At 45.8% G+C, this 20205-nt stretch carries 1 protein-coding gene; it reads right to left on the bottom strand.

The window, feature by feature from the left end:
- Positions 1–3: 3 nt before the first annotated feature.
- Positions 4–20184, bottom strand: a complete 20181-nt coding sequence (locus tag MHN81_RS15065; protein WP_239426128.1) for a non-ribosomal peptide synthetase — start codon at positions 20182–20184, stop codon at positions 4–6.
- Positions 20185–20205: the final 21 nt, after the last annotated feature.

Genomic DNA, 20205 nt, shown 5'->3' with positions numbered 1-20205 from the left:
GCTTTAGTTTGATTGCGATGCTTGATCTGGCCAAATTATTTGATAATGCGGGTCTTGTCGCCACTGTTTAAAATAGGTGTTAAACAGAGTTTCCCATTCACCAAATCCAATCTGGTATTTTTCTACTAGAGATAAATAGTTGTCTTTGTCATACGGCGACATTGGCATCAGATAGGTTTCGAATAAGTACTCATCATAACCAGGGCGCTGAGTGAGTAATCCGTTCATAATGACTTGGGTATTCCCCTCCGTTGCATGTTCAATATAGTGTTTGCACGAAGCAATGAAGTCATGTTTTTCACCTTGTTCAAACTTCAGGTTGTGCGCTTTGGCCAAGTCGTAAAACTGACTTACTGGCAGCGGGGTGTTGTTTGCTACATGAAACACCTTATTGCGCTTTTGCTTATCACCCATTCCTAGCACAATTGCGGCCGCGGCTTTATCAACCGGAATGATATCCAGCAAATACGGTACGTCAGTGGGCTGTATAGGGGTGCGCATCATCATTTTTAGAATACGGTGGAAAATATCATCAGTGTTACCAATCCCCGTTTGTGATGACCCCGAAATTTGAGCAAAGCGGTAAACTGTGTATGGGACGCCATGCTCTGAGGCTTGACGGATATTCTCTTCTTGCACCCACTTAGATTGACCGTAACCGCTACAGATAAGCTCAGCATCTTTAATGTCAATAAAGTCCTCTACTGGGTTGACAGAAAAGTGGGAGTTTTTTACCTGTGTGCTGGCAGTCGTACTCGACACAAAGTGGAGCATTTTAAGTGATAGCGTGGTTGCCATTTTTAACAGCTGATTGGTGCCTGCCACCGACTTTTTGAATGCAAAGTAAGGCTGAATATGATTGACATAAGACGCCGTGTGGACGATGTGCTGTACCTGAGAGCATAAAGTTTGCCAGTTTTTGTCAGACAACCCGAGTTGTGGTTTTTCCATGTCGCCGATCATAGGCACGATGCGCTTCATGTTCGGTGTAAGCCGGTAGCTTTGGGCTGAGTGCACAATACGTTGCTTTGCCTGTTCTAGGTTACTAGCACGCACGATACAGTAGATGGTGGCGTCTGTTTCATCCAGTAACTGCTGCAAGATATGACTACCTAAAAAACCCGTTGCGCCGGTAAGTAATACTGATTTAACCGCGCCGTCATAGGCCTTTTCTAATGAAGGAGTGTCGTCTATTGGGGTAAAGCCAGCATCCAAAATAAAGTCAGGTTTTTGCGGTTTTTCTTCACTTTCTTTGCCAGTACTCTCTGCGATATAGAGCTGTTCAATGTCATCGATGAATGCGGCGATGGTGTTCATGTTTTTAAACGCATCTGCTTGCAATTCGATGTTAAGGGTTTCTTTTAATTGTTGAAACGTTTTTAGCAAAGAAATGGAGTCAAACCCATAGTCGTACAGGTCGCAATCTAGGTCAAGATCATCGGCAGAGACGCCAATCACGTTACTGACGATTTGGATCACAACAGCCCGTATGTCTGATGTTTTTACGACTTCAATTTGAGTTTCTGTTGTGTTTGTAGTCATCTGAGTAAACACCGCTTTTCGAGTCATTAAGCGGGCAGTGTTGTGATAAATTTTTTCTGGAACTGAGCTTAGCAAGGCGCCTATATTTGTCACTTCGGTGCTAAGTAAACTCTGCATCAACATAAAAGCGTCGGGCATGTTAATCAGTTGGTAGCCTTTTTTCTCGGCAAAACGATTTTCGATGCTTTTTACCGGATCAATTGAGTGCCAGTAGCCCCAATTAATGGCCAGCGTTTTACCTTGTCTTTGGCCTGTATTCACCAGCTGTTGACGGGCATGTGCAAAGGTATTTTGAAAACCATTGCCATATGAGTAAGACAAATGATTTAAGCTACCGAATACGGCCATAGATGAGAACATCACAAACATATCTAGTTTTGACTCGGCGAATGTTTTATCTAGGTTTATTGAACCTCGGACTTTCACCTGCATGGCTTGTTCAAAGTCGGCCCAGCAAGTTTCATCCTGTGAAAAAGCGGTGCCTAAGTGCATAACACCATTTAGCGAAATACCTTGTGCATCAATAAACTGCTTAACCGTCAAAAGGTCTTGCTCGCAAGAAACATCAGCGCTGAAGTAGTGTATTTGCCCTTGATTATGTGTTTTGAGTTGCTTTAACGCTTCTGCACACTCCTGTTCACTGCGCCTGCCGATTAGGATAAGTGTGGCATTAAACTCAGTTGATAACTGCTTGCTCAGTGCCATGCCAAGTTCTCCAAGTGCGCCTGCAATTAAATACACCCCATTTTGCTTGAAGCTGTGAGTGCTTAGCATTGGCGCGTTTGAAGGTATCGAAGCTTTGTTCAGCGCCAATGCAAATCGAGTTTGGTTTTGGTATTTCACTTGATTTGGCTGAGTGGTGTCGCCGCTTAAACTTGGACAAACGACCTCCTGCAGCAATTTATCAGCCCAATTATTATCCTCTACGGTAAATTCAACTAGGCTCCACACATGTGCTGGGCTGCGCATGGTGTAGCTTCTCAGTAGCGCGCTCATATCTTCACAGTGGGCATTTGCCAAACACTCAGGCAGTGCATAAAACAGCTGCATTGTGTGTTTATCAAGCTTTGAGATGGCTTGCATAAACTCATACAGGGGTTTTACCTGCGCTGTTTTTATATCAGTTGGTTCAGCGATAAAAAAGACTAAGTCCGGCAAGGTATCTTGGCTAAGTGTCAATGTGCTCAGTGCACCGTAGTTCACTGTTTTAACATCGAAATCAGCGAGCTTTTCTTGCAGTGGCGCAGCGCTTTGCTGGTCTTTTGCGACGATCAGCACATTTTTACCAGCGAGCAGTGGGGTTAACTGAGCGCGCCAATCTGATGGGCAGGCCAAAGGTGCAGGTTGCCATTGATTCTCAAGTAGTAGCCAAGGCGCAGAAGGCTTTTCAGTTGTTACGAACGGCGTTGTTGGCAGACTGATTTTTTGCACCGCGGCTTGATAAAGTACAGGCCAATTTATAGCGTGGCCTTGAAGCCAAAAGCGCAATAGCGCACTGGGGTTTTGCTTGAGGTTTATGGCATCCTTATCTTCAATAACTGGTACTTGTGCAGTTGGTACTTTTTTGATCTCCAGAGTGTCGTTTGCAAGTGTGTGCTCCAGCTTTTGTTTTAAAGACTCGATAGAGGACACAACCCAACCTGTGCGGTATTTATGAGCCGTTCTACCCACTTGTAGTGTGTATGCAAGTGACTCCAAAGACACATTGGAATGTCGATCTAGGTACGCATTAAGCGCCTCTGTCTTTGCTACTAGCGCAGGTTGACTGACCGCAGAAAGTACAATGGCTGTCTCATTAGGCGATGCGTTTGCATTGAGTGCAGGCTTAGCTGTGTACTCTTCGAGCACGATATGGGCGTTCACGCCACTTATGCCAAAAGAGCTCACACCGGCGCGGCGCGGTTGCTCACTTTGCCAGGGAGTGAGTGCTGTTTGCACTTTAAATGGCGAGTTATCGAGCCCCAAGTAGGGGTTCAATTCGTCCACATGCAATGACGGTACAAGGGTTTGGTGCTTCAGCTGCAGTAACACTTTAATTACCCCGGCAATGCCTGCGGCTATTTCAAGGTGGCCAATGTTACTTTTCACAGAACCGAGCGCACAGCCTTGCACACTGTTTGTTGTCATACTCACTTTTTTATAAGCGGCTTTAAGTGCATCTAGCTCCACCGGATCACCAAGAGAGGTTCCCGTGCCATGACATTCAACGTAACTCAGCGTACCTGGGTCAATGCCTGCATCTTGCCAAGCTTTGTCTAACAAGCGTGTTTGCGCCTTTGCATTTGGTACTGTAAAGCCCTGAGACTTACCACCATGATTGATTGCGGAGCCTAAGATTGTCCCATATATATGATCTTTATCTTGCTCCGACTGCGTGAGTCTTTTAATGAAGATCATGCCAACACCTTCGCCACGAACAATCCCATCGGCATTTGCCGAAAAAGTACGGCAGCGGCCCGTTGGTGACAGCGCGCCAATGTCATGCATGGCAATTGATGCGCTTGGCGATTCGATGACATTCACCCCCCCAACAATTGCTTGGTCACACTCACCATTTTGAATTGCTTGCACAGCTTTGTGTATGGCAACTAAGGACGATGAGCAAGTTGTATCGACGCCTTCACTTGGACCGTGTAAGTCTAAGAAGTAACTCATCCGGTTTGGCGCATAAGCAGAGGAGGTGATTAACCCTTCATGGTATCCCGCCTGACAGCCAATGAATAACCCAGTATTGGTGCCCGCCAGTGATTTAGGGTCGTAACCTGCGTCTTCAATACACTGCCAAACATGGGACATCAATAAGCTTTCTTGCAGCTTAATACGCTCGCTCTCTGCGGGCGCTATATTGAAAAACAACGGGTCAAAACTTTGATTACGTTCAAGGCGACCAAGCCAGTTAATGTCAGTTGGTAGAGGTTGCTGTGAACGGGTATCACAATTGGTTTCTGACCAATCAAACTCGGTGACACAGTCCGTTTGATTGGCAAGGTTTTGCCAAAATTGTTCGATGTTGTCAGCTTGTGGGAATTGCGCGCTGATCCCAATGATCGCGACGGGATCTTCGCTTTCATCAGACTGGCAAGAGGCTTGTTCAAGTTTGAGCTGTGAGTTTTGGCAAGTGTTATTAACTAGCTTGTCACTGTGCTCATCTAATATATGCCCCAATATGCTGTTGAGTGTGGAGTGCATAAACAGCACGCTAGGTGACAGCTCCAGTTGGTACTTGGCGTTAACTTGATTGATAAAGGTGATAAAGGCTATAGAGTCTGCACCAAAGTCGCCAAGATCTGTGTCAGGGTCAAGCTCTTTGGTATTAACACCTAGAATGTTAGCTGCGAGCTCGGCAAGACCTGTTTTTAGCTCATCGGTTAGTGCATCAATACTGTCGAACTGACGGGTCTCTCGTGTGCTTTGCGTGGTGTCAGGTAGCGCATCATTTGCAAACTCAATTAATGTTTGTGGGTTTTTAAGCGCGTGATAAAACGCCTCAATGCCCATTTTTGTTGGCATAGGTGCGAAGCTGGTTTGGGCGAGTATATCTGCAAAATCAGGGTTGATCTTCATGCCACCATCTTGCCAATATGGCCAGTCGATACTAACGCTTAACCCTTGTCGTTCTCCACGTTTTTGTAGTGCGCTGCGATGATGCATGTAGCTGTCTAAAAAGGCATTGGCAGTGGCATAGTCTATTTGCGTGAGGGCTCCATTAACGCCACTCAGCCCGGCAAAGCAAACGAAAAAGTCCAATGCGAGCTCTTGGGTGGCTTCGTCCAACGCCACCACACCTTCCACTTTTGGGGCAAGCACTTGAGCAAAGCTTGCCCGGTCTTTTTTGTTTAACAGCGTGTCTTTAACAATGCCAGCAGCGTGGATGACGCCACTGAGCTTACCATGCTTGGCAAGGATATCGCGCACCATCAACAGTACGTTCATTTTGTGTGATACGTCCACACTGTGGTAATACAATTGGGTGTTAGCGGCTTTTAGTTGGGCTAACTGCTTTTGCACATCAGGGTGATTATCGGGTTTACGACCTGTGATAACGATGGTTTTATTAAAAGGCTGTGAACTGATTGCTTTGATAAAATGGCGACCAACTCCACCAAGCCCACCAGTTATAAGGTAAACGCCATCGGTTTTGAACGGCATCTGCGGTTCAGTAGGTACGATTGTTTGATACGTTAAAACTTCTCGTACACCTTGTGTGTAACGTACAAAGTTATCGTCAAAACCACTTTGCTCCGCGTTAAGTATCGCAGCAAGGTTGTTTTGAATTGCCGCATCATCTAGCACAACTAGCTGTGTTTTCAGCGTTTTGCATTCAAGGCTGGCGGTTTTTAAGAGTGCGTGGAAGCAAGTATATAAGTTGCTTAGCGTATCCCCAGAGCCATTGTCGGCAATGACTAAGTGCAGTTTTATTTGCTGCTTAGTTGCTGCTTTTTCCTTAATAAGTTGAAGTAACTGAATGCCAAAGTCCGAGATTTTTTGCTCAATTGAAAAGTGCTCAGATTGTAACGAGTGTACTTGAGCATCAGGCAGCTCACTGACTTGCGCATGTGCTGGAAAGTCGCAAAAAACTAGGTGATGTTCTTCGTCGTGGCGTTGTGATATTTGTTCTTGATGTGCTATGGCTTTTTCAATCCAAACAGGGGTTTTAAGCGTAGTTTCACCTGTAGACTTCGTTGCGCCGTCTAAATTTGGTGCTCGCACAGTATTTTCATTACCAAGGGCAATCGTTTTTAATGCAAACGGGTAGGTGGGCAAGCTGAGTTTTTTAAGCTTAGCGCCTTGGTAGATGAAGTCCCAGTCAGCAAAGCCAGATGCCAACCAAGTGGCTAATATGCCCTGATAATCGCCTTGATTAAATGCTGAAGCCAAATTAAGTGGATGCGTTTGAACTGTGCCTGCAAGACTCGGTGTTGGTGCATTCAAATACTGGGTGAGTTTTGTCTTTAGTTCATCAATTGAAACGACAACAAACCCTGTACGCACAGGCATAACTGTGCGGCCAGTTTGCAATGTGTAAGCCATTCTAACCAGTGCTTGTTGAGATAACTCATTTGTAGTTAGGTAATCGCGCAATTGGCTTACTTGCCTGGTCAAGACTTCTTCATTTTGTGCAGACAAAACAATGATGCAAGACTTGCTTTGTAACTGACTTTCAATTTCATGGTCGAACAATTCGTTCGCTTCTTCTAACACGGCATGGGCATTGGTACCACCAATGCCAAATGAGCTGACAGCCGCGCGCCTCGGTAGTAGCGGTGTATTCCAGTCTTTTGTACGGTCGACGATATAAAATGGTGAGCTGTTCATGTCGATGTGCGGATTAGCAGTGTTGTAATGCAACGAGGCGGGTATTTTTTTGTGATACAGCGCCAGCGAGGTTTTAATTAAACCAGTTAACCCAGCCAATGTGTCGGTATGGCCAAGGTTTGACTTGACGGCTCCTAGACCACAAAACTGCTTGTCACTACTGTGCTGCTGGTACACCTGCTGTAACGATGAAAACTCGATAGGGTCGCCAAGAGCAGTGCCAGTACCGTGAGCTTCAACATAACTGATTGATGCAGGTGACACCTTGGCAGCTTTTAGCGTTTGCTCGATAACCTGCATCTGGCCTTTGGTCCCAGGAGCGAAAAAGCCCGCTTTATCTTTGCCGTCATTATTGATTTTAATACCACGGATCAAGCTATAGATGTTGTCTGAATCGTTGATGGCATCATCGGCGCGTTTTAACACAATGACAGAGACGCCGCTGCCGCCAATCATGCCGTCGGCTTTTTCATCAAACACTTTACAGCGTGCATCAGCAGCAAAATTTAACCCTTTTTCGTACTCATATCCGGTATAACGCTGCGGATATAAGCAAGCTGCGCCAACAATTGCATAGTCAATTTCACCAGCCTTTAGCGCACTGCATGCCAGCGCGATGGCAGACATGGACGATGAGCAGTTGGAGTGCACAAACAAGCTGGGACCAGTAAAACCAAGGTGATACGAGATAGTAGTGGGTAGTGTCCCTGGTTGATTAATGGTTGAAGCCACATAGTCTTGTGCATTTAAAATAAACTGACCATCTTTAAACTTGTTTTGCAGAGCCAAGTCTGGGTTGTCAGCACCTGAAGATGAAACATAAACTCCGGTATTTGGCATAGTTTGAGCGCTGTAGCCTGCATCTTCTATTGCTTTCCATGCGTGCATTAACAGCTGGCGCTGTGAATAACTCATGGTTTTGGCATTCTTTTCAGAGATATTGAAAAACTCTGGATCAAACTGATCTTGGCCTTCTACCCATGAGTCTAGCCATGTGACGTCACCTTGCTCGGAAGACTCGCTAAGCCTTTTGAGTAAGTCTTGTTCGTTGACTAAATTTTGCCAAAAAGTGGCGTGATCAGGCGAGTCTGGATACTGGCAAGATAGTCCTATCAATGCCACATCTTGATTCTGTGCGCTACTGGAAACCTCGTTGTCTCGTATGATTGCAGAGTTTGATGGGTTATCTGCCGATTGAGCTTGTGCAATAAAATCGGTCATAGCCTCTATGGTGCTGGACTGAAAAATCTGCGTCAGCGGAAATTCAACATTTAACTGTGATTTAAATTTTGCGGTCAGTACATTGGCCAGCAGCGAATCTCCCCCCGCTTCAAAAAATGGCACGTCAGAGGCGATATGATCGACTTCAAGTACTTGTTGCCAAATTTGCGTCACGGCTGATTTGAGCTCTGGCTGCGCCAAAGGCTTAGCAAACTGTGGCTGAGTTTCACTGATACTGGCGGCACTTTGTGTATTCAACAAGGCCGTCTTTGGTGCTTGATTAAAAGGCAGTTGTGTCAGTAGTGCTTGTTTATCAATTTTACCATTTGCAGTTAGTGGATAGTGAGGTACTAATACGAAATAAGCTGGCACCATGTATTCAGGTAGCTTGGTCAGTAAATCTGAGCGTATTTTTGCAGTAGATGGTGCATCTGGTGTAATGATATAGGCGACCAACACTTGACCAAGCTGCTTCTGTGCAGCAATGACGTACGCGTCTGTGATATAGCTAAGTGATTTGAGCGCGTATTGCACTTCACCAAGCTCAATACGGTGACCGCGGATCTGGACTTGGTCGTCGGCTCTACCCATGTATTCAAACAGGCCTGATTCATTTAAACGAGCTAGATCTCCTGAGCGGTAAAGGCGTTTACCTGAACTATGTGTAATAAAACGCTCATCAGTTAGGGTGGTTTGATTGTGGTAACCTCGAGTCACGCCGCAGCCTGAGACAAAAATCTCTCCTATTTGCCCATGTTGGACTGAATTTAATTGCGCATCGAGTAGCAAAATATCGTAGCCGGGGAGTGGACGGCCGATGATGCTGCGTGCGTCTGTGTCATACACCATGTTGGCATCAATGGTGATTTCAGTCACGTGCACCGTAGTTTCGGTGATGCCGTACATGTTGACAAGCTCTGCCTGAGGTTGCGCGTGCTCAAACCAAGGTGTCAGTTTGTTTAAATCTAACGGTTCACCACCAAATATCACTTTGCGCAACATATTGTGTGGGCTTGCCAATAAGCTATCCATCAACGGGTAAAACGCCGATGGGGTTTGGTTCAAAATAGTCACTTGGTTATCTATGACAAATTTGGCAAAGCTCACCGATTCTTTGCGAGTAAGCTCATCGGGGATCAACAGCCTGCCACCGTGCAGTAGCGCGCCCCAAATTTCCCACACCGAAAAATCAAACGCATAAGAGTGGAATAAACACCAAGTGTCTTGCTCAGTAAAGCCAAATTTAGACTGAGAGTTATTGAACAAGTTGGATACGTTGTGATGCTCAACCAACACGCCTTTTGGCTTACCTGTGGAGCCCGATGTGTAAATAATATAGGCGAGGTTTGACGGCGAGGCTCTATTGATATTGGCAACTTGCTTATTTCCAGTCAGGGCCGTTTGTAAGTTGATCACCTGATTGTGCTGGTTGACCCCCGCGTCAGGCAGATCAGCGCCAAGGACCAAAATACTTGGTTTCGCGTCTTGTAAAATATGGTTAATGCGCGTCTTTGGTGAATTGGCATCGAGCGGCACATAGGCTGCACCTGATTTCAAAATACCGAGTATAGCGACAATAAGTTCAATCGATGGCTTTGCACACAGTGCAATCAGGTTTTCAGCGCCATGTCTAAACTCCGGGTGGTTGAGTAGAGTGTGGGCGAACTGGTTTGCCTTATCATTGAGCTGACTGTAGCTGATAGACTGCATACCAAAACAGACGGCAGTGCGCTCAGGGTGCTGCATTGCTTGTGCTTCAAATAAATCTACCAGAGTTTTCTCAGAGGGGTGGTTTGCTGAGGTAGGTATTGATTTGAGCTTCGCAAATACAGGCAAGTTGCTTAGCATCGGGTCGTTTGCAAATATCACATCATCAAGCAGTGTCAGATAGTCTTTGGCAAATGTATCGACTACATGATGAGGGTAAGCTGCTGCATCAAATTTAAATGCAATCTTAAAGGTGTTCGAAAGCGGCGTGACCTCAAGGCTTAAGTCCAATTCAGGCTCTTGTAAACACTGGCTCCAAATGGCGTCAACCAGCGCTTGATTGGACTCAATCCAACCTGGTTTCAAGAAGTTATGATAAGCAAAGCCGATTTGGAAAATGGGGTGGCGATGCATAGTGCGTTCAGTGTCAGTCACACGAACAATTTCGGAAAATGGATAACTGCTGTGTTTTATTAGCTCACCTAACTGGCGCTGATTTTGAGCGGCAAGATGTGCAAATGACTGTGCCTTATCCAGCTTGGCCCTCAACGGTAATTGATTGACAAACAAACCTACAGCATTGGCCATTTCACTGGTTGGGCGGTGCAGTACTGGCACGCCTAGGGTGATATCTGTACGGCGAGTGTTGGCACTTAAAAGTGTTTGAAATACCGATAAGAAAAATGCGGCTGGGTTTATTTTATTGCTGCTGCAATAACGGTGAATCCGCTTTACGTGGTTGCTATTTACCGGCAGCTCAATACGTTGAGCTTGTTTTTGATTCTGAACTGGCAGCTTGCCAGCAAGCGTTAGCTCAGGCTCAACTCCTTGCAGGTGTGTTTGCCAGTAGTGCTTTAATGGCGCGCTTTGTTCGCTATTTAGGTGCTGCTTTTCCCATTCAAGGTAGGTGAAAAACCCATTGTCTTCAGACGGTTGCGCAAGTGATTCATTGGCAACAAGGGCATGGTAAGCTCCCCATAACTGCTCAAGCAACAAGGTTGCAGAGACGCCGTCGATGATCAAGTGATGGAAAACTAGCACCACGACATTAAGTTCGTTATTCATTTGCCAGTATTTTGCACGCCATAACAGCTGGGCTTGCGTTGAATGTGTCTGCATCAAGGTAAATGGTTGCTTGATATCTGACTGGATCAAACTAACCAACGCTGACTTTGATGTGACATGAGTTTGGCTTTGCATCAATATAGGTGTTTGGCCTGTTGCTTGCTGCTGTGGTAACCCCTCTACTTCAGAAAGTTGAACCGATAAAATCGGATGCTTTTGAGTAAGCCAATTGAGCGCTTCTTGCATGCAAGGCACATTCAAGTTATTCACTTCAAACACCATTGGTACGTGATAGTTGCTCAACAGAGGGTTTTGTTTGTGCAATAACCACAGACCTTGCTGGGCCTTGGATAGCGGCATTGGAGCAGTGAAGGAGTTTGGTGCTGACGACGGAGCATTTTGAGCTGCGTGCTCATCTAACTCACTTGGTGATTGATGTGCTTCTAAATAATCACACAGTGCTTCAATGGTGCTAATTTCAAACATCAGTGTTGGCGGCAATGTGTCTATTGCCAAAAAGTCATCTGTCTCTAACTTGTGTACCACAGACATCAACATGATGGAGTCAAAACCCATGTCTTTAAAATCGGCCTCATCATCTAAGTCGTGACTGTTTATTTTGGTAATGTCGGTGATAACGGACTTAACGTAGTCGCGGATCTGAGCGCGACTTTTTCCACAACCCCGTGGCATTGTATAACTATGTTTTGGCGTTGCATTGAATTGCTGCCAAAGGCCAGTCAATTTCTTTGTATCACCATATAAAAAACAGTGTTGGGTGGGAATATGTGGCAATGTAAAGATGCGATAAAAGGCATCAACTCCCACTTCATTAGGCATCACTTCTATGCCTTGAGATTGCAAAATAGAGGTGGTTAATGAGTCAACCAGCATGCCGCCTTCTGACCACAGCGGCCAGTTGATGGATAGGCTTAAGCCACTGCGTGTGCCTTGTTCTACCTGCGTTTTGCGATTTGCTATAAAGCGGTCCATAAAGGCGTTGGCACAGGCATAATCTGCCTGTCCCATATTGCCAAAAACGCCTGCAATGGAAGAGAAACAGGCAAAAAAGTCTAGGTCACATGTCTTACTCGCTTCATCTAGGGCAATCACGCCAGCCACTTTTGGTGCAAAGACGTCGGCAACTTGTTGCGGTGTTTTATTGCTGATGAGTTGGTCTTTAACTATGCCTGCACTGTGTATGACCCCAGTAATGGTGCCGTGTTTGGCTTTGAGGCTATCAAATAGCGCAGTGACTTCATTGCGGTTTGAGATATCCAATGATACATAACTCAGCCTATTTTGCTCGGCGCTGAGGGTATCGAGCTGAGATTGAATAGCTGCACTGTGAGCGCGGCGACCAATTAATACCAACTGTGCACTTGCTGTATGTTGAATGATTTGTTTAGCAAAGGTTTGGCCGAGCTCACCGAGACCACCAGTGATCACATAGACGCCATCCTCTTTCCAAGGCAATGTCGTGGTGTCGACTTGCTGAAAAGCTTGTAAATCAAAGTTTAATACCTGCCTTTGACCTTGTTTGTATCGTATACAGGTATCCTGCTTTTTCGCTTCATCCTCAACAAGGTGTTCAAGGTTGTGGGCTTCATCTACAGCGATAAGCTGGGTTTCGATGCTGGTATATTCGATGGCTGCGGTTTTAAGTACGCCGTTTAGTGCTGACAGTAAATGTGTTTGATCTTTGAGTACCACTTGTACCAGCAGCTTATTGGCTGTTTTTTGAGTCGTGGCGCCTTGCTGTACTTCAAGTTGCTTAAAATAGTTAATTAGATCATTGGTGTATGCTTCAAGTTGATCTTGAACTTGGTTTTCAGAGCTGTTTAACCGAGTACTAGATACCGAGTAGATCTCAGGTAAGTCACTGCCCAGTAAGACAACTTTGCGATGATAAGTGGCAGGCTCTTGAGACGTTAACGCTTTATCAGCCCAATTGGCTGTGTAGTGCAGCAGCTCAGAAGGTGTACGGGATACATTTTGGGCTTGCTCTTGTGGCTCGAAAGCGTGCGTACTTTGCACCTTAAAATCTAGCGCAACGTTTGCAGCTGTTTCTGCTTTGCTAGGTCCTTGTTTTGGCTTTGCTGAGCTTGCGCCTTGTTTTGGTAGCCAAAAGGATGTTTTGGCAAACGGATATGTTGGCATGCGTAAAAGCGCAGGTGTTTTGTTTGCATACAATAACGGCCAGTCAATGTCAGCGCCAACCACCCAAAGTGCAAGTAACTTGGTTAAGTCACCTTGCTCTATCCAACGGGCAAAGTCGCTGCTATCTAAGGCACTTAAGATCTCTTTACCTTGTTTGACTTCTCCCTGTTTATATTGACCGCGCGCTTTGTCTAAAAAGCGCGACAATACTGTACTTACATCTGAAAGCGAGCTTGCTGTAAACGCCACTCGGTGGTCCATTTCTTCACGGGCACATTGCAGCGTGAAGGCTAAACTTTCCAGTGCGCTATCTTGTACATTTTTATCTACTATCCATGACTGCAATGCGAGTGCTTTGTCTTTAAGTGCGTCGGTGCTTTTGGCACTGAGCGCAATGATCACAGGACGCATAGATACACTTTGCTGCTGAGCGGGCTGAGGTAGATATTCTTCCAATACAACATGGGCATTGGTACCACTAAAGCCAAATGAGCTAACTGCTGCGCGACGTTTTTGCTGATTGTCGGTCTGCCATGCAATGGCCTCTTGATTGACAAAAAACGGCGTGCCTTGCCAGTTAATATGGCTATTACCTTGTTCAAAGTGCAGTGAGGCAGGGATTGTACGGTGTTTCATAGCAAGTAGCGCTTTGATCACGCCAGCAACACCAGCAGCGGTAAGGCAGTGGCCGATGTTGGTTTTGACTGAGCCCAACGCACAAAACTCGGTGTTGTTGGTATGCGCTCTAAATGCGCGAGTCAGTGCTTGAAACTCAATGGGGTCGCCAAGCTTAGTGCCTGTGCCATGAGCTTCGATCATTTGAATTGAATCGGGTGCAATATCAAAGCGGGTATAAATATCGCGGTGTAGTTGCTCTTGTGACAATGAGCTTGGCGCTGTGATCCCACTGGTGGTGCCATCTTGATTGGTGGCAGAGCCCAAAATTACGCCGTAAATGTGGTTGCCATCACGCTCAGCGTCTTCCAGTTTTTTCAGTACTAATACGCCTGCGCCTTCCCCAGGCACAAAGCCATTGGCGCGATCGTCAAAGGTGTAGCAAGTGCCATCCGGGCTAAGCATGCCTGCTTTACCTGCATGAAGCGAGAACTTGGGGGTGCATAAGGTCGCAACTCCGCCAACGAGCGCACTACTGATCTCATTGTTGTTCAATGCCTGACACGCACTGTGAATGGCAACCAGAGACGATGAACACGCAGTGTCTATGGCAAGGGCAGGGCCTTTTAAATTCAAGAAGTAAGAAACACGTGCGGGGATCACAGAACCTGCATTACCCCAAAAAATTTGCGCCGGCGCATCGTCTTCAGCCAAACCTGCATAATCGCTTTGCGCGCACCCCAAATATACGCCAACATTTTGCCCGGCAACCTGAGTGACCATATTGGCGTCTTCTAATGCCTTGTAGGCCTCTTGCAAAAATAGTCTTTGCTGCGGGTCCATGTACATGGCTTCTTGTGGCGTGATGGAGAAAAACGGCGCATCAAAGGTGCTGATGTCATTGAGTAAACTGGCGTATTTGCTCCAGCTTTGCTGATTGTCATTGAGCGCAGTCAGATCCCAGCGTGTTTGTGCTTTGACTGAGGTTCTTTTTTCAGCCAGCATTGCCCAAAATTCATCGAGGTTATCTGCATCGCCGAATTGGCCGCTCATACCAATAATGGCAATTTTACCGCCATTGGTTGTGGTCTCTAAAGATTTGTCCTCATCAGTCGCAGGTTGCGAGACTTTAGTGTGAGCTTGATGCTTACGTAAACTTTGAACGCTGTTAGTATTTGTCGTTTGTTCAACCGCTTGGCTTGATACATTTGATTCAGCGGGGCTTTTAGCTGGGAGCGATGCTATGGCTTTATCTTTGTGTTCGGTGAGGATATAGGCGCTGAGAGTCTCAATTGATGGGTAGTCAAATAGCAAAGTAGCAGGCAAGTTTAGGTCAAACTTTGCATTTATTTCATCAAGCATTTGAATAGCTAAAATAGAATCTACGCCGTAGTCGGCGAACGACTCCTCTGCATCTAATTCATTGGGCGCCATATCTAATGCGTTGCTGGCAATGTCAAAGAGCGCATTTTGAACAAACTCAGAAAGTTCGGATAGATCTGCGTTGGAATTTGTCACCTGTTGCTGATTTTGCGTTGTTGTCATGCTGGTCATATTGTGCAGTTTTGTTGTTTTGTCACTGTCTTTGTTCTGTGTATTTCCCCCACGCTTTGGCATGCTTTTTTGCAAAATAAAACCGTTGCTTTGAGCGCAAAATACTTGCTGTTGGCTTGTGGAGTCTGCCGCAGCAAACACATTATTGAACCCTGATTCGTTTAGCGCTTGTTGCCAGCTCTCAATTGATAACATAGGCGAGCCAGATAAACGCATGTGCGAATCTTGGCTTAGCCACCATCCTTCCAATAAGCCGAATGTGAGGTGGGTAAATAAGGATTTTTGTACCACTTCGTTAATGAGCAAAATGCCGCCCTGCTTCAAACTGGCTTTGGCATTTTGCAGGGTGTTTTTTATATCCGCAGTGGCATGTAACACATTGGTGGCAATCACTACATCATAGCTGCCTATCTCAATATTTTGAGCTGCAAGTGGTTTACTGATGTCGAGGTATTTGGTGTCAACAAACGGGTAATCAGTTTGGTACTGAGCTTTGGCATGATTAAAGAACGCTTTTGATAAATCGGTATAGGCGTACTCTGCAATTTGCCATTTCGCAATAGCAGGTAATACAGAGCGAGTCGTACCGCCAGTACCCGCGCCAATCTCTAACAAACGCACTGACTTTGCATTGCTCAGTGTAAGGTATGCTTGAAGCTGCTCAATAAGTACTGCGTTTGCATAGTCAGCAACAGGGTTGTTTTGATAAACCGCTTCGACTAAGGCCATGGAAGCATTGGGGAAAACTGCATCTGTGGCTTTAATATCACCATTTAAAATGGCGGGTAAACTGGCTAAGCAGCTGTCTAGCAAGTTTGTAGAGGGACCTGATATTGGCTCAACTTCAACATCTTGGATAAAACCGTTTTGTAGCAGTTGCTCAGCTTCTAAATAACGCGCAGTTTCGCTCCACCATTTACTGAAATAATCAGGTAGTGCTGCGAGTGCTTTTTCACGCTTTTCGGGGGGCTGCCAACCGGCTTTGTTGAGTGCGCTGCAAAGCTGCTTTAAATCGACATCGGCTTTATTGTCTTGCGTTGGCAGTTTATGCTGAGAATCTTGTTGGTCGAGCGAATAAGACATGCCTTGTGAGCTAAAACTTTGTAACTTAAAGACGTCTGTGGATGCGGCTTGTGTCATTTTCAACACGCCTGCTTGCACTAGGTTTGAGTCCATAAATGTTGCAAGTGCTTGCATGCCTTGCTTTGCTTCTATTGAGCCAATGCCAATGGCGCGCATTTTCTTTTGGTAATATTCATCTTGGACCACGCCTACAGAGCCCCAATAGCCCCAGTTGATGATTTTAACCGGGCATTTTTGTTGGTAAGTGCGTGCTAAAGCATCCAAATAGGCACACCCAGCGGCATAATTACTTTGCCCTGCAGCAGGAGAAAACGATTGCATCGAAGAAAAGAACAAGAAAAAATCTAAATCCGCTTGGCTAAATACTTCAAGGGCCACTTCACCAGTTTGTTGTTTGGCGTGATAGCTGCGGTGCAGCTGCGCTTCATCCATGTTTGCCAGCGCTTGATCTTCCAGATGTAAAATAGAATGCACTACACCATTTAAGTTGCCGTACTGGCGGGTGATGTCTGCAAATGCATTTTCCATCGCCGTTTTATCACCGGCATCACACTGTATGTAAACAGGGGCTTTTCCAAGTTTTGCTAGGCGGTCGATATCGCTTTGAATGTCTGTGTTTATTTCTCGGCGGCCAAGCCAAATAATCTGCACATCGTGGTGTTTTATCATCCACTCACTCCACACTTGACCAAGACCGCCTGCGCCGCCAAGGACTAGATAAGTGCCTTGGTAGGTCATGCTGGTATTTGGCGCATGGTCTAGATATGTATGCTCGGCGAGTTCAAACGCAAAGTATTGAGCGCCGCGATGCGCGTACAAGCCAGCAGGTAGCGCTGTGAATGCACTAGGAATAGCGGCTAACTGCTCTGCATCTATGATACGCACAGTCCAGTTTAGGTATTCCTGTGAAACACTTTGCAATAGGCCTATCAGGCCAGCTCCTTCGCAGGTACTTGGTTCATTTTGGTCAAAAACTGCTTGAGTATTTTCTGTCACTAAGGTGATTGATAACGGCTTGTTGGCAAACCCTTGTGCAAGTAGTTGCTTCAACTGCCTAAACAAGCTTAGCGGTTGGGCGTATTCCTCTTTTGCAATCCAAAGTAGCTGGTCAACAGAGGCGTCAGTGCACGCTTCTAGCCAGTCTGGTTTTAATGCTTGTGGACCAAAGTAGAGCGAGCGCGTACCAATTGACTGTGCAAGAACAGGCGTTATGGCTTGCCAGCATGGCGTTAACGTTAGTAGTTTTTGTGCGTTTTGTTGGCTCGGTTTTAAAGCACTCATAGGCACATCTCGGGTAGAAAAGCCTTTAATGCGAACTAATAAACTGCCATCTGTGGCGAAAATATCTAGGTCACACTTTTGTGTGCCGTCTGTGTTTGTGCTTAATTGCGTGGCCTTTACCCATATCTCATTGTGTTGGACTTGGCTTAATGGATTGGTGTTGTAATAACTGACTTGCTCTGTGGCAAATGGCAGTGCCGCGTTTTGTTGCTCAGCAAATAAAAGTAGCGACTGCAACGCGGCATCCATTAAAGCGGGAGTTAGGCTAAAACCTTGACAACAAGATTCCGGCACCCTGACTTTGGCCGTTATTGTCGTGCCTTTTTTGCTTAATTGCTGAAGTCCCTGAAAGCTTGGGCCATATTCTATCCCCATGTTTTTAAACGTTGTGTAGATATCTGAAGGGGTAAACTCAGTATCAAATTGGGTGGTCTGTTCAAACTGGGCGTTAGGTAAAGCTTGCTGCGAGATGCAAACCTCTCCAGAAGCACACACTAGCTGTGTGCCATCGTGTTTTTGCCACACTTTAAATTGAATTGTATTGTCAGCTTCCCAAAGTGATAGATAAACGGTTCTTTGTTCTTTTGTTGCTAAGGTGAAGTTGATCGGCCGCAGCCATTTGACGTTTTCTATTTGAATGCTGTGCGACTCATCTAAATCATGAGACAGCGAGATTGCGGCATGGACCATTTCTAAGGTGCAGACCCCGGGTAATATTCGCTCACCGTTTATTTGGTGGTCAGCTAAAAAGAACTCGTCACCACTAAAAGTTGAGCTAAAGAGTAGCTCATCAAAAGCTGGCAGTGCTTTATGCACAAGCGGGTGCAACAGCGTCGCTTTTGTTTCTTCTTTTTTTGATTCAATCCAGTACGGCTTTGGGTTAAATGGGTAGCCGGGTAGGGCAAGCCTATTTGGCAAAGCGTTTTGGTAAAGCGTTGTCCAATTGACATCGACACCAGTGAGCCATTGACGCAGCATGTCAGCGAGGTTTTTATTGTTTGCTTCAATACAGGTGTTGGCTTTGTCCTTGTCTGCTTTACCTTGTTGCCAATTTGCCTCGTTACCTGCGACAAATAGGTTGAGTTGTTTGGTCACTTCAGCGATGGAATTAGCTGTAAAGGCAAGGCGGTGAGTCATGTTTTCACGGCCGACCTGTAAGGTATATGCCAAGTCGGTCAGCACATTGTTTTGTAAGTTTTGTGCGGTAATAAAAGTACTTAGCTGTTTGGCGCGCTCAAGCAAATCTTGTGACTTTTTAGCCGACAACACAATGGCAACAGGGGCATTGAGCTTGATTGAATGAGTCACTCTTTTAGGTGGTGATTGTAAAATGACATGGGCATTGACCCCAGCAAAGCCAAATGACGAGATACCAACAAGCGGGGTATCTTGGTTAAGAGGCACACAGTCAGTGGCCAATTGAAATGGCGACTTATCGAGGGAGATCTTCGGGTTTAAGGTCGCAAAGTTTTGCAGCGGTGGCACTTGCTGATGTTTAAGGCTCAACAATACCTTGATGATGCCTGCTATTCCCGCTGCTGATTCCAAATGACCGATATTGGTTTTTACTGTGCTGAGGTAGCAGGTGTTGTCACTGGCGGCATTTTTAGATTTGGTTGCACGAAAAGCGCGTTTTAATCCTTGAATCTCGATTGGATCGCCGAGTCGAGTGCCAGTGCCATGCAGTTCGATGTATGATAAATCATCACTATGAATTCCAGCATTGTCTATGGCTTCTTGGATCACTCTAGATTGAGAAAATGGACTTGGTGAGGTGAGGGTATTGGTGTGGCCGGAATGACCAACGCTACTGCCCTTAACTACGCCATAAACAGTGAGGTTTTCTTTTAAAGCGCGCTCTAATGGCATTAGAAGTACCATACCGACGCCTTCTCCACGCACATAACCATCGGCGTCGGCATCAAGGGTTTTACAGCGTCCGTTTGGCGATAAAACACCAAGCTTACTGAATGACACATAGCGACTTTTAGTGATAAGCAAGTTGACGCCACCGACCAGAGCTGCGTTGATTTCACCCGCATTGAAGTCGTTCATGGCTTTATGTAGTGCAACTAATGACGATGAACAGGCAGTATCTACGGTCTCGCTAGGCCCTTGGAAATTAAAATAGTGGGAGATGCGATTGGCAAATACCCCAGTAGACATGCCCGTTAAAAAATGTGGGTCAATATTGCCTGTGGCAAGCTCTTGATAATCTGTATTACTGCAGCCTAAGTACACACCCGTTTTAGTGTTTTTGAAGGTGCTTGGAGACAAACCTGCATCTTCAAAACATTGCCACGCCAGTTCCATGCTCAGGCGTTGTTGTGGATCCATACTTTGCGCTTCTTTAGGCGAAATGGCAAAAAATCCGGCATCAAAACCGTCAATATCATCAATGAATCCACCCCATTTACTGACAATTTTTTGTTCATCTTTTTTCGGGGTTGGATCAAAGTCATCTTGCCATCGCCAGCGCGCAGCTGGGATCTCTGTGATACTACTTACTTTATTTGTTAAGTTGTGCCAAAACTGCTCTTTGCTGCTTGCGCCGGGAAAGCGCAGCGATATTCCGACAATAGCAATATCTTGTTGAGCGTTTAATTGCGTTTTGGCCATAGTATCTTGTTTGTTTTTCATGGTTTGTCTCAGTAAAACGGA

Source organism: Pseudoalteromonas sp. Of7M-16, assembly GCF_022347805.1.
GTDB classification, from domain to species: domain Bacteria; phylum Pseudomonadota; class Gammaproteobacteria; order Enterobacterales; family Alteromonadaceae; genus Pseudoalteromonas; species Pseudoalteromonas luteoviolacea_F.
Note: the sequence above shows the minus strand (reverse complement) of the source record. Positions and strands in the feature narration are given on the sequence as shown.